General features: G+C 40.2%; 14 protein-coding genes. 9 read left to right on the forward strand and 5 right to left on the reverse strand.

Features of this window, described 5'->3' with window-relative positions; all coding sequences use genetic code 11:
- Positions 1-59: 59 nt before the first annotated feature.
- Positions 60-1,208, reverse strand: a complete 1,149-nt coding sequence (locus RYH73_RS21900) for a methionine aminotransferase (protein WP_335315623.1) — start codon at positions 1,206-1,208, stop codon at positions 60-62.
- Positions 1,209-1,435: 227 nt separating this feature from the next.
- Between RYH73_RS21900 and RYH73_RS21905 the strand changes: the two genes are divergently transcribed.
- The 9 genes from RYH73_RS21905 to trxB all read left to right on the forward strand — a co-directional run bounded on the left by RYH73_RS21905 (position 1,436) and on the right by trxB (position 9,920).
- On the forward strand, positions 1,436-2,410 hold the full coding sequence (locus tag RYH73_RS21905; protein WP_335315624.1) for an ABC transporter substrate-binding protein: 975 nt from the start codon (positions 1,436-1,438) through the stop codon (positions 2,408-2,410).
- A gap of 15 nt (positions 2,411-2,425) precedes the next feature.
- Positions 2,426-3,301 (forward strand): ABC transporter permease, encoded by an 876-nt coding sequence (locus RYH73_RS21910; protein WP_335315625.1) that lies wholly within the window; start codon positions 2,426-2,428, stop codon positions 3,299-3,301.
- 2 nt (positions 3,302-3,303) lie between these two features.
- Positions 3,304-4,059 (forward strand): ABC transporter ATP-binding protein, encoded by a 756-nt coding sequence (locus tag RYH73_RS21915; RefSeq protein ID WP_335315626.1) that lies wholly within the window; start codon positions 3,304-3,306, stop codon positions 4,057-4,059.
- Between the two features lie 22 nt (positions 4,060-4,081).
- On the forward strand, positions 4,082-4,732 hold the full coding sequence (locus tag RYH73_RS21920) for an ABC transporter ATP-binding protein (protein ID WP_335315627.1): 651 nt from the start codon (positions 4,082-4,084) through the stop codon (positions 4,730-4,732).
- 43 nt (positions 4,733-4,775) lie between these two features.
- Positions 4,776-5,252, forward strand: a complete 477-nt coding sequence (locus tag RYH73_RS21925; protein ID WP_335315628.1) for a hypothetical protein — start codon at positions 4,776-4,778, stop codon at positions 5,250-5,252.
- Positions 5,253-5,280: 28 nt separating this feature from the next.
- Positions 5,281-5,913, forward strand: coding sequence for a hypothetical protein (locus RYH73_RS21930; RefSeq protein ID WP_335315629.1), 633 nt, complete (start codon positions 5,281-5,283; stop codon positions 5,911-5,913).
- 92 nt (positions 5,914-6,005) lie between these two features.
- Positions 6,006-7,043: a LacI family DNA-binding transcriptional regulator gene (locus tag RYH73_RS21935; RefSeq protein ID WP_335315630.1), complete on the forward strand. Its 1,038-nt coding sequence runs from the start codon at positions 6,006-6,008 to the stop codon at positions 7,041-7,043.
- A gap of 127 nt (positions 7,044-7,170) precedes the next feature.
- Positions 7,171-8,799 (forward strand): acyl-CoA carboxylase subunit beta, encoded by a 1,629-nt coding sequence (locus RYH73_RS21940; RefSeq protein ID WP_335315631.1) that lies wholly within the window; start codon positions 7,171-7,173, stop codon positions 8,797-8,799.
- Positions 8,800-8,951: 152 nt separating this feature from the next.
- A complete protein-coding gene (trxB, locus tag RYH73_RS21945) occupies positions 8,952-9,920 on the forward strand; it encodes a thioredoxin-disulfide reductase (protein ID WP_335315632.1) in 969 nt (322 codons plus the stop codon).
- Between the two features lie 54 nt (positions 9,921-9,974).
- On the opposite strand, the gene RYH73_RS21950 is transcribed toward trxB, so the two are convergent.
- The 4 genes from RYH73_RS21950 to RYH73_RS21965 all read right to left on the reverse strand — a co-directional run bounded on the left by RYH73_RS21950 (position 9,975) and on the right by RYH73_RS21965 (position 13,568).
- Positions 9,975-10,292, reverse strand: a complete 318-nt coding sequence (locus RYH73_RS21950) for a DMT family transporter (protein ID WP_335315633.1) — start codon at positions 10,290-10,292, stop codon at positions 9,975-9,977.
- 78 nt (positions 10,293-10,370) lie between these two features.
- A complete protein-coding gene (locus tag RYH73_RS21955; RefSeq protein WP_335315634.1) occupies positions 10,371-10,949 on the reverse strand; it encodes a Crp/Fnr family transcriptional regulator in 579 nt (192 codons plus the stop codon).
- Complete coding sequence (locus RYH73_RS21960; RefSeq protein WP_335315635.1) at positions 10,939-12,921, reverse strand: OmpA family protein; 1,983 nt, start codon at positions 12,919-12,921, stop codon at positions 10,939-10,941. Before RYH73_RS21960 ends, RYH73_RS21955 begins: the two co-directional genes overlap by 11 nt.
- 23 nt (positions 12,922-12,944) lie before the next feature.
- Positions 12,945-13,568 (reverse strand): 7-carboxy-7-deazaguanine synthase QueE, encoded by a 624-nt coding sequence (locus tag RYH73_RS21965; RefSeq protein ID WP_335315636.1) that lies wholly within the window; start codon positions 13,566-13,568, stop codon positions 12,945-12,947.
- Between the last annotated feature and the right edge of the window lie 106 nt (positions 13,569-13,674).

Raw genomic sequence — 13,674 nt, forward strand, 5'->3', positions numbered from 1 at the left:
TTTGTTCACTATTTAATAGATGATGCACAAGCTCCGTTTCATGGAACAAAAGATTCTTACTATTTTAATCTTGCTAAATTTTCAACGGCTTTTTCTAAGGTTTCGTGCTTCTTCGCAAAACAAAATCTTATATAATGTTTGTCTAATCTGTTTTTATAAAATACAGATAGTGGAATCGTAGCAACACCATGCTTGATGGTCAACTCCTTCGTGAAGTCAAGATCCCCCCGGTCACTTATTTTGTCATAATTCGCCAATAAAAAATAAGATCCTGCAGCAGGAAGTATTTCAAAGGGTGTCGCTTGCAAAGCGTTCACGAAAAAATCCCTCTTCTCTTGAAAAAAATTACTCAGGGAGCGGTATTCTTCTTCGTCGGATAAGAAATCGGCCAACGCATACTGAATCGGCGTGTTTACGCTGAATACTAAATACTGATGAACTTTCCTGAATTCAATGGTTAGTTTCTCAGGAGCAAGACAATATCCTATTTTCCAGCCTGTTATATGGAATATTTTTCCGAAAGAAGAGATGACAAAACTACGCTCCCGAAGTTCTGGATAACTCGCTACACTAATATGTTTCTTGCCATCAAATACAACTTTATCATAAACTTCGTCACTAATGATAAATATGTCCGTTCCTTGCGTAAGCTTAATCAATTGCTTCATATCAAAGTCGGTCAAGGTAGACGATGTCGGATTATGGGGTGTGTTGATAATAAGGAGTTTCGTTTTATGCGAAAAGACTTTCTTCACATCATCCCAATTGATGTTAAAACTGTTTGGCAACAGGGAAACGGTTTTCACCATCCCACCACATAAATCGATCGCAGGTGCATAACTGTCATAACAAGGGTCAAAGCAGATGACTTCATCATCTGGCCGAATAATACTGGCAATGGCTGTGAATATTGCTTGTGTTGCACCAGCTGTGATGGTAATCTCCTTTTCGGGGTGATAAACGGCCTGTTGTTCCTTTTCTACCATCGCAGCTATTTTTTCACGTAGTTGTACAACGCCTGGCATCGGAGCATATTGATTATACCCTTTCTTCATATAGGTTTGTGCCAAGTCAATGAGCTTAGGAGAACAGTCAAAATCAGGAAAACCTTGCGAGAGATTGATCGCCCCGTGCGCATTAGCTAAAGCAGTCATTGTGCTAAAGATAGAGTTGCTTATGTTAGGAAGTTTAGATAGAACGTTGATCATAAGGGTGTAATTCAGGGATATTTGTTTTGTTTAACTTTTTTTTAAATTAGTTGTTACTGGTTAAAGATGACATTGTTTTATTCGTGTGTACTATTTTCTCGACAAAATAAGTCAAGTGTACCGTATATTCTTGTAAATTGCAGCGTCCTGAGCATACGTGTAGAACATTGTTGACAGAATTGTGATGACTTACCATTGTATAATGCAAAGGAACAAATTATATACTAATGAAATATAACAGATTTTTGATCGTATTATTGTTCGTCGTTGGGTTCATTTCTTGTAATAACCCCAAAAAACAGCATGCCATTCCACGGGTCGGATTTATCGAAGCCTTTGAGGATGCCACGATTGGCGATGCCCGTAAAGGTTTTATAGAAGCTTTAGCGGCTAATGGTTTTAACGAGCAAAATAAAACGGTAGAAATTGTCTCGAAAAATGCACAGAGTGATATGGGGGCCATGAATCAAATTGTAAGTTATATGCAGTCGGAAGCCGTAGATTGTATTGGTACCAGTACTACCATGTCGACATTGGCAACCGTTCAGCGGGTAAAAGATATTCCTATATTTATGTGTGTTACCGCGATGCCTGAAATATTAGGCTTGACAAACAAGGAAAAAAAGGGACCTAAAAATTTATTTGGTGTTGGCGAAGATCTAAATTATATCGATACCTCATTTACCATTATTCAACAAGTTGTTAAGCCTAAGAAAAAAGATAACCTGCGTATTGGTATGATATACAACCAAGCCGAGCAGCAGTCGGTTGATGCTTTCAATCGTTTAGATAAACTAGCAAAAGAAAAGCAGGTTGACCTGATCGCTTTACCTCTAAATACTTCGGCTGATGCGCAACTCGTTGTTCGCGCACTTTTAAAAAGAAAAATTGACGCTTTTTTCGCTAATCCTGATAATACGGTTTTCGCAGCTTTCGAAACCATTTTAAACAATTGCAATCAAAATGACGTTCCTGTCTTTACAAGCGAAGTGGGGCTCGTAAAAAGAGGAGCTGTAGCCGCCTATGGCGCCGATATCTACCAGTGGGGATACCAGGCCGGTCAAGAGGCCGCAAAGTTTTTGAAGTCAAAGAAAACAGATAATCTAAAGGTAGAAAAAGTCAACATCAGAAGAAGAGTATATAATGGGGCAGCTGCCGCCCGATTTGGGCTGACATTTTCGGGAGGGTTTGAAAAACTATAAAATTTTCTTCACAGCATGGATTTTTATCTCGCGGCTATTCTACAAGGCTTATGTTTTGTTCCCATGGGTTTGGGAATCTATTTAACCATGAAAATCTTCAATTTTCCCGATATAACCACCGACGGAAGTTATACACTAGGAGCTGTCATATGTGCCCTTGGTTTAAGTCACCACGTTTCTCTTTTTGTTTTAATTCCACTGATTTTATCGGGGGGCGCGCTCGCAGGTAGTTGTACAGCTATTATCCATACTAAGCTGAAAATTAATGCCCTGCTCGCAGGTATTTTGGTGATGACTGCCTTGTATTCCGTTAATCTTACTTTACTGGGACGTTCGAATATTCCGCTGCTTAGCTATGCAGGTCTTTTTTCTTCTCCTTTGGTGCAAGATAGCAATTGCAATATGCTTTTGATCGTCGGAATGATTGTGATCGTCCTCATCTTTCTACTTAGCTATTTGTTACGCACTGATTTTGGGATTGCTATGCGCGCTACAGGCAATAACGAAACCATGGTAAGAGCTCTGGGTGTGAATACTTCCAAGATAAAGTGGATCGGTTTAGCAATTACGAATGCATTGGTAGCTTTTAGTGGTTCTCTGATTGCCCAATTTCAAGGTTTTGCCGATATTAATATGGGGATTGGTGTTGTTATTAGTGGTTTAGGTTCTGTCATGATCGCCGAAGCCATTATTAGGATACTTCCCACAGATAAAGTATGGATTAATCTCATGATGGTCATTATAGGGGTGGTTGTTTTTCAATTGGTGCTTGCTTTCACCTTAAGTGTAGGGGTGGATTCTTCGCTTTTAAAACTGTTCACTTCGTGTTTTGTGCTATTAATCGTGGCCCTACCGCAAAGCAATTTTTTGAAAAGCTCTCTTAAACGGTGATTATGCTAATTATCAATAAGGTCAGTAAAACTTTTTTTCCGAACAAGCCAAATGAAATACGAGCATTGGACGATTTGTCTTTTGCCGTTTCTCCTGGAGAATTTGTTTCTGTGGTTGGCGCAAATGGATCAGGTAAGAGTACATTGCAGAATCTCATTGCCGGTACGGTGCAAGTTGATAAAGGAGAGATCAGTTTAAATGGCGAATTGATAAATCAGATGGCGGATTATCAACGAAGTCGGTGGATTGCTCGTGTGTTTCAAAATCCATTGCAAGGCACGGCACCTGAATTGAGTATCCTTGATAACTTTAGGTTGGCGTCGTTACGAGGAAAAACGAAAAAGTTTACGATTGGAATCAACAAAGCCTTTAAGGAGCGGGTTAAGGAGCAGGTGGCTCTGCTCGATATGGGATTAGAAAATAAAATACATCAACCAATGGGCTTGTTAAGTGGCGGACAGCGGCAGGCATTAACCTTACTGATGACAGTAATGAGCGATGTTAAATTGCTCCTTTTAGATGAACCTACAGCGGCTCTTGACCCACGGTCTGCTACTCGGATTATGGAATTGGCCAATAAATTAATTGGGGAGTATCAACTTGCTGTGCTGTTTATCACGCATAATATGAAAGAGGCGTTGGGCTATGGTAACCGATTAATACAAATGTCGCATGGTCGAATAAAACGAGATTTGCCAAATGAGGAAAAATCCCGACTAAAGCCGCAAGATTTATATGAATGGTTTAATGAGGATTGAATAAAACTTGTATATTCGCCCTATGTTGAGCGCTCAAGGCATAAAAAAGACATATGGTAATCTCCAAATTTTAAAAGGTGTCAATCTGGAGGTGAAGAAGGGTGAAATTGTTAGTATAGTGGGAGCTTCCGGAGCAGGGAAAAGTACCTTTTTGCATATACTTGGATCACTAGATATGCCGGATACAGGGACGGTAGTTTTAAATGGAATTGAGTTATCGAAACTATCGCCCAATAGATTGAGTGCCTTTCGTAATAAACACATTGGTTTTATTTTTCAGTTTCACCACTTACTCCCGGAATTTACTGCGCTGGAAAACATTTGTATACCCGCATTTATCGCGGGAAAAGGAACGTCTGAAAGTGAAAAACGCGCGAAAGAGTTGTTAGATATTCTTCAGGTGGGGGCTCGAGCTGATCACAAGCCTAACGCATTATCCGGTGGTGAACAACAACGCGTGTCTGTCGCACGGGCGCTTATAAATAATCCTTCCATTATTTTGGCGGATGAACCATCAGGTAACCTTGATTCAGAGAATGCGGAGGCGTTACATCATCTTTTTGTACAACTAAGAGATGAATTGCAACAGACTTTCGTTATCGTAACGCACAATGAACACCTCGCAGAGATTTCCGACCGTACTGTACATATGAAAGACGGATTGATAGTTTAGATTGAGAAAGTAAGCTCACTAGGTTTATTCGATATTGATTTTGATGAATATATTAATTACCGGCGGTATGAGTGCGCTGGCACAAAAACTAGCACGTATATTTTCAACAGAAGATCAGGTGATATTTGGTGATCATATGGCTATCCCTGATTTATTGGTTGCCAGAGGAAAGTATGTGGCGACGCCTCGGGGCAATAGTCCTTCTTTTAACCATGAAATGCTAAAGATAGGAATTGACAATCAATATGACCTGATAATTCCTTTGAGAAGAGAGGAAATCATTCAACTGGCTGCATGCAAAGATTTATTTGAAGAATATGGAATACAATTGGCGGTACCGTCTCATCAACTGTTGACGGCCCTTGATTTTATTGTCAATCCAGGTAAGGATTTGGATACCAGTGTTTTGCTTAAGGGTAAAATAATAGGAGGCGCCGAGTTTACCGGACTGGAGATGGAGTCGGGCGTATGTGTGCTTTCTGACGATGGCGGGGAACTCCTTTTCTGTTGCTTAAAATAGTCTGTTGATGATCTGCTGTGAAAAAGATATGATTACATACCGAGATTTAGCGCAAGGCAAGAAGGCTTTTATCTTTGAATTGGATAATGTACTTTATCCGGAAAAGGATTACCTCTTACAGGTGTATTACCTTTTTGCTCATTTACTGGAATATACAGAGACGGTGCCTCCCGCGGATGATTTGACGGCCTTTTTTAAAAAGGTATACGAGCATCATGGAAAGGATGGGATTTTTGAACGCGCGGCAGCGGCATTTGGTATTGATGACAAGTATCGCGAAAATTTTAAAAGGATCCATGTAAATGCGCAATTACCGTTAAAGTTGCTTCTCTTCGATGAAGTGAAAAGTTTATTGAGTGAGATCATAAAAGATGGAAAGAAAATTTTTGTATTGACGAAGGGAAATCCCTTAATGCAGCTTAATAAACTAAAGCAAATCGATTGGGGTTCCCTAGGGAAACAGGTGACCGTTTATTTTTATGATGAACTTGTGCTACAGGGAATAAAAGAACCTTTGACCTACCTTCTTCATCATCATAATTTTACTTTGCAGGAAGCGCTCGTGATTGACCGACAAATGCAACCTGATGATGAGGTTTTCAATGGCGAAGTCGATTATCTGTCAATAGACACCTTGTTAAAGAAAGGTTACTCCTTATGATCAAAAGATTTCGTACATTGCAGTTTAATTTCAGCCAATTGTCTTTACAATTGCGGAACCGCCTACAACAAGGCTTTTAATGCTGGTATTTTATGAATAAAGGCAAACAACCAACGATCAAGGAAATCGCTAAACGATTAAAGATATCTACCTCAACTGTTTCCCGCGCACTTAACGATCATCCAAGTATCGGTTTAATTACTACGATGCGAGTAAAGAAACTGGCTGAAGAATTGAATTATGAACCGAATAGAACGGCTATCTTTTTTAAACAGCGGAAAACGTTTACGATAGGAGTTATACTGCCAAGTCTATCTGAGGCTTTTTTTTCTGCTGCGATAAGTGAAATTGAAAATTTTGCAAATAGTCGTAATTATACGGTTATCCTTGGCCAATCATTGGATGATCCCGAAAGGGAAATGCGTATAATCAACACGATGAAAGAACATCGAGTGGATGGTGTCATCCTTTCTTCTGCAAAAAATACCCGTGAATTTGAGTATATTGAGATCCTTAGAAATGCAGGGATTCCAGTGGTGTTTTTCGATTGTGTTCCCGATCTAAGTCACATCAATGCGATTGTAAGTAACCTGAAAACAGGAATGAAGGAAGCGATTGATACTTTTGTATCTTGTGGACATCGTGCGATCGCTTTTATTAATGGGCCGGCCCACCTACCGGCAAGTAAAGAAAGGGAGGAGGCTTTTGTGGAGGCTTTGGCTGATAATGACCTTCTTTTGAATCGTGATTATATTGTCTATACAGATTTATCAGAAAAAGGAAATATTGATGCTACACTGCAGTTAATCAACTTAAGTGAAAGACCCTCCGCAGTTATTTCTTTTAATGATTACGTCACTTTGGACGCCATGAATGCCGTTCGCAGCAAAGGATTGACCGTTAATCAGGATGTGTTTTTTATTAGCTATGCAAACTATCCGATTTGGAAATACATGGAAAATCCACCCATGGCTTCGATCGAACAATTACCTGGAAAGCAAGGAGCACTTGCCGCAGAAATGTTATTCGGTTTGATTGATAGCGGCACAGAAGACAATACAGATGATTCGGCCCTTAAGGAAGGACAAAAAATTGTTCTGGAATCGAAGTTAGTAAACCAACACTTATAAAGCCTGCTGTCAGCTATTCATAATAAAGAGTGTCGAGTTGAACCACGATATTTCAGGATATTATTCGTGTAGAAAAGGGGAGAGGCCCATTGCTATTAAAATCATCGCTAACCATTGAGCTAAATTTATGAACCTCGATTTTAATGTAAACGAAGACGTCAACAAACAGGCTGTTTATACACTGAAAAGCCGATTAAAGAAAGTTTTTTTAGGCGGAGGAGAAGCCGCGAGCAAAAAGCAGCGCGACAGGGGCAAGCTGTTGGCGAGAGAGCGAATCGCCTATTTGTTGGACGCAGATCAGCCTTCACTGGAAATAGGGGCATTCGCAGCGGAAAACCTTTATGAGGAACAAGGAGGATGCCCTGCAGCAGGCGTCGTAGTCGTTATTGGATATATCGCCAATAGACAATGTATTGTGGTTGCAAATGATGCTACGGTGAAGGCTGGTGCGTGGTTTCCCTTAACTGCAAAGAAAAACCTTCGTGCGCAGGAAATAGCGATGGAAAATCGCTTACCCATTATTTACTTGGTGGATTCTGCAGGCGTTTACCTGCCAATGCAAGATGAGATATTTCCCGATAAAGAACATTTCGGGCGAGTTTTTCGAAATAATGCACGTATGAGTAGTGAGGGAATTGTACAGATAGCCGCTATTATGGGATCTTGCGTGGCTGGCGGCGCTTACTTGCCTGTCATGAGTGATGAAGCCATGATTGTGGACGGTACAGGCTCTGTTTTCCTTGCGGGATCTTATTTGGTAAAATCAGCTATTGGGGAAGATGTGGACAATGAAACGCTCGGTGGCGCTACAACCCATTGTGAAATATCCGGTGTAACGGACTACAAATATCCCGACGATAAAAGCTGTTTGGATAGTATCAAACATATTATCGGAAAGCTGGGAGCCCCCTTAAACAGTGGATTTAATCGAGTAAAACCTATACTTCCTGCCTTTAATCCAAAGGAGATCTATGGTTTAGTTCCCGATTCGAGGGAAAAGCCCTATGATATGAAGGAAATTATTCTGCGTTTAGTGGATGATTCGGATTTTGAAGAGTATAAAGCTTTATATGGAAAAAGTATTTTATGTGGTTTGGCCAGGATTGATGGCTGGGCAGTAGGCATTGTCGCGAATCAACGTAAAGTGGTGAAAAGTAAAAAGGGTGAAATGCAGATAGGAGGGGTCATTTATTCGGATGCAGCGGATAAAGCAGCACGTTTTATCATGAACTGCAATCAAAAGAAAATACCGCTAGTTTTCTTACAGGATGTAACCGGGTTTATGGTCGGCAGCAAATCTGAGCATGGGGGGATTATTAAAGATGGAGCGAAAATGGTCAATGCAGTAGCGAATTCAGTGGTGCCAAAGTTCACGATCGTTATTGGGAACTCGTACGGTGCTGGGAACTATGCTATGTGCGGTAAAGCTTATGACCCGCGTTTAATATATGCCTGGCCTTCGGCAAAAATCGCGGTTATGGGAGGGGAGCAAGCCGCAAAAACCTTGCTGCAGATTCAAAAGGCAACAATGAAAGCAAAAGGGCAAGACTTAGGTGAAAAGGCAGAGGAAGATCTTCTTCGTGAGATTACGGCTCGGTATAATCAACAGACGACACCTTATTACGCGGCAGCTCGTTTATGGATTGATGGAATTATTGATCCCTTAGATACCAGAAAGGTTATTTCAATGGGGATAGAAGCAGCGAATCAGTGTCCAATTGTAAAACCCTTTAATGTGGGGATCATGCAGGTATAGTTACTGGTTGTTAGTTATTGGTTAAGTTGGGTGCAGTCGGTATCCTTGAGCGGAAGGTAAGTGGGGCCGACGACTGATAAGAAATTTACAAAAGGTAAACGGATTGCTTTAATGTAATCTGTATCTTTGTGTCGAGAAAAAATAGAATTTAGATGACTGAAGAAATAGAACACGTTAAATGCTTAATAATAGGTTCGGGACCAGCAGGATATACTGCCGCTATTTATGCAGCACGTGCTGATTTAAAACCTGTTATGTATACAGGCATTGTGCCTGGCGGACAATTAACCCAAACGACGGATGTAGAAAATTTTCCAGGTTATCCTGCGGGCATTATGGGGCCTGAAATGATGGAAGATTTTAGAAAGCAGGCCGAACGTTTCGGTACCGACATACGTTTCGGTTATGCAACTGGCGTAGATTTTTCCGGCCCGGTGCATAAAGTTATTATAGACGAAATTAAGACATTAACCGCTGATACAGTAATTATAGCAACAGGTGCAACAGCAAAATGGCTGGGATTGGACAGCGAGCAAAAATATAACGGATTTGGTGTTTCAGCTTGTGCTGTATGCGATGGATTCTTCTATAAAGGACAAGATGTAGCAATTGTGGGAGCAGGAGATACAGCTGCAGAAGAAGCTACTTATCTTGCTAAACTATGTAGAAAAGTGCACATGTTAGTGAGAAGAGACGAGTTTCGGGCTTCTAAGGCCATGCAGCATCGTGTATTTAACACGCCAAATATAGAAATACATTATAATACGGAGGCAGAAGAGATCTTAGGAGATGGGAAAACAGTGAATGCGTTGCGAATCATTAACAATCAAACGAAAGAACATCAAGTACTGGATATAACTGGTTTCTTTGTAGCAATAGGCCACAAACCTAATACCGACATATTTGGAAAATGGTTGGAGATGGATGAATCAGGCTACTTAATCACAAAAGCTGATAGTACACAAACGAATATTGAAGGGGTATTTGCGGCAGGGGATGTTCAAGATCACATCTATAGACAAGCTGTGACCGCTGCTGGTAGTGGCTGTATGGCTGCTTTAGAGGCGGAGCGATATTTAGCTGCTAAAGAGCATGCTATTATAGAAACTACGGAGCAATAAATTTATTTTACCGAAAGCAAAAGGCCTCCTATGGGAGGCCTTTTGCTTTTTTAACTATTTAGAGACTACCTTTAAACCAATGATGGAAGCGATTAACGTAAAAATAAAAAACAATCGCCAGAAATCTGAAGGTTCTTTATAGAGTATTATACCCATAATAACCGTTCCTACTGCACCAATGCCTGTCCACACAGCATAGCCGGTACCGATTGGTATATCTTGTATTGCTTTGTTGAGAAGAAGAAAGCTAAGGGTAATACAAACGAAAAAACCGATAGACCATTTAACATTGGTAAAGTTATCCGATAACTTTAAACAAGAAGTGAAGCCCACTTCAAATAAACCTGCAATAATTAAATAAAACCAAGCCATATTACTTATTTTTTGTTGGCAAATATCTGGATTAAGACAGCTATCTTTTTTTACATATGTTAAAAAATCAATCGAGGATCAGCGGCTTATTTTCTTTCTTATTCTGCTTAGCGTTACTTGACTAACTCCTAGGTAAGAAGCGATATAACCTAATTGCACACGTTGAACGATAGAAGGAAATAAAGTAATCAGTTCCGTATAACGTGCTGTTGCAGTTCTGGATTGAGTACCTATTAAACGTTCTTCTGTTTTAACCAATTCTAAGCCAATTAGCCGATTAAAAAAATTGGCAATGGTTAAGTCGCTTTTGCAAAGAGCTTTTACTTTACGGTGACTTACTCTTACGAGTTGACTATCTTCTAGTAGTTCAATAGTTTCGTAGCCTGGACTTTCATTGAAGAAACTATTATACGACAGTATGACATCTGTTTCTAAACAAAAGCAAAATACCGTCTCTTTCTCTGCTGTCTGAATAAATACACGTGCTATACCATCTAAAATAAAATATAAATGAGGTTCTGTGCGACCTGCTTTTATGATTTTCGTACCTTTTTTATAATGAACTTCTTCCAGGGCATTATAAAATAAGCTTAAAGACGGTTCTCGCAAACCTAAACGTCTCATCTTTTCTTTTAATAGTGTTCGGTTATTTGCCATAATTGGTTGAGATGATCTTAAACGCTGTTCTTCTATTTTGCCGTTTACCCGTGTCCGTTGTATTGTCCGCAATCGGATGCTGTTGTCCGTAACCCTTATATTCCAGTCGGTTTCTTTCAATACCTTTGTTTAATAAATAGGTATAAACAGCAAATGCTCGCTTTTCGGAAAGCACTTGATTTGCTTGCGGAGAACCCGAATTATCTGTATGTCCCGCAATTTCTATTCGTATGTGCTTGTTGTATTGCAATAATTGAATCAATTCGACCAGATCACTCTCTGAACCAGGGAGAAGCTCATAACCGTTTACGGGAAAAAATATGTTGTTTAAAATGGCTGAATGCCCTGAATTGATACGCTCTAAGCCAATTTTTAGGGCATATATGTCTTTTGTTGTGAGTGAATCCGGTAAGGTGAAGTGTTGACTGTAAAAAAGATACTCTGGATGTAATACATGTAATGCATATTCACTTCCTACCGGGAGTGGTACCAGAAAAGATCCATCTAGATAATCCGCTTCGGAATGAAATGTTCGTTTATTATTGCGTAGATCGGTAAGCTTGATCTCTGCTTTTATCGTTTTGCCGGTTGTTTTATCAAACACACTACCTTTGATATAGGTAACGGAAGTAGGTCTTAACTCCTTGTCTAAAATAAAGGTATAGATATCAAGCCCTCCCTTGCCTTCAGGTCTTTCAGCAGAAAAGTAAGCACGTGAACCATCTAAGCTAACGCTTAATGCGCGTTGTTCCAAGTGATCATTAATAGGTGCTCCTAAGTTAATGGGGGGAAGCCTATTCCCCATACTATCCAGCTTGCTCATAAAAAGATCTTTGTTACCAAAGCCAGGCCAGCCGTTGGAAGCAAAATAAAGTGTTTCATTATCCGCATGGATAAAGGGCGTGCTTTCGTCAAAAGATGTATTCACCCGATTACCCATATTTTTTGGTATTTCCCATGTGCCATCTTGTTGCAGGGTGCTATACCAGATATCGTTTCCACCAAAGCCACCTTTTCGATTGCTGACAAAATACAGGGTATTCCCATCCGGACTAATAGCAGGCTGTGCTTCCCAAGCACCACTATTAATGGGAGAACCCAAATTATGAGGGCTGCCCCAGGCATCCCCTTCCCAGTGAGAAATATAAATGTCGCAACTCCCCTTACCGTCCGGTTTATTACAGCCCGTAAAGAATAAATACTTTCCGTCGGGAGAAATACAATGTGCGCCTTCGCTGTATAATTCTGTATTAACTCTTCCTGGAATAGGGTAGGCTTGTTTCCAGATACTGTCTTGATATTGGCTTACATAGATATATTCTAAACCACCTTTTTTTTGACGAGTAAAAATGATCGAAGATTGGTCGGCGGTCAACATTGGGAAATACTCATCGTCCTCCGAATTGATCTCGTTTCCCATCGTACGAATGGTCAATTGACGATTGATTTTTTGTGCTCTTAAACTGAAATCACAGTCCGCTAGGTATTTTTGTGCAATAAACTTTCGTTGATTTGTTTGGCTTGATGTCAGCTGAAGGTAATGTATGAAAGCTTGTTTAGATGCGGTGTAGGAACCTAAATTCAATAAACTTTCTCCTAGTCCGAACCAGGTGGAAGGTGTTAAGTTGGGAGCCAGTTTGGAGACCACTTCATAGTGTAGGGAAGCCCTTTTATAATTTTTTTGCCGTAAATAGATATCGGCCAGCTGTTGACGTGCGGTAATAAAAAGACTGTCTTCGCGCAAGAGCCGTTCCAAATTAGAGGCAGCATTTGCAAAATCACTCCGGTCTAAAAAAATTGCGGCCTCTTCAAAAAGCTTCTTTGATTTAGTTGTCGAAGGGTTGAATTGTTGGGCATACAGCTTTGGGCCGAAAAAGATTAAACTAGTGTAAAACAGACAAGATAAAAAAATAAGGCGCATACGATGAATATATCTTGGCATAGGCTCAAATCCTACACTAAGATATAACATTTTGGACCTTATTTTGTCGTTTATTAAGGAATATTGAGATATTTATGCGTTTGTAAGGAAATTTCCCATTTCGGATGTTCCTTTACGTAATCGATGATAAGTGGTGTCATTTCAGTAGCTTTAGACCACTCAGGTTGTAAATATAGCTTTCTATCTACGGGGATTTGAGAGGCATATTTTTCAGCCCATTCAAAATCACTTTTGTTAAAAACAATTACTTTTAACTCACCTGCGGCTGCAATGACATCGGGTAGGGGTGCTTTAAATTTCTTGGGGGATAGGCAGATCCAATCCCAGTGGCCGCTTAAGGAATAGGCCCCTGAAGTTTCGATGAAGGTTTTAATGCCCGCTTCTCGTAAGCCCTTTGTTAAATAATCTAAGTTATAGATCAAAGGCTCACCTCCTGTAATCACCACCGTTTTGGCAGGATATTGTGATGCATTTTTGATGATATCATCCGCTTTGGTTAAAGGGTGCAGTTCTGCATCCCAGCTTTCCTTGACATCACACCAATGGCAACCTACGTCACAACCGCCTAAACGTATAAAGTAGGCTGCTTTCCCTGTATGATAACCTTCACCTTGAATTGTATAAAACTCCTCCATGAGTGGAAGAAGCGTGCCGTCTTCTGGAACCCTTTTTGACATAATGCTGCAAAGGTAAATATTTTTTTAATGCCGCTCGTCAAGCTCTCGTAATCTATCAAGGTAGTTAGTTTTAAAAAGGCCTTAAAATAAAGACTTCATTGGTACA

Source organism: Olivibacter sp. CPCC 100613 (assembly GCF_036959255.1).
Classification (GTDB): domain Bacteria; phylum Bacteroidota; class Bacteroidia; order Sphingobacteriales; family Sphingobacteriaceae; genus Olivibacter.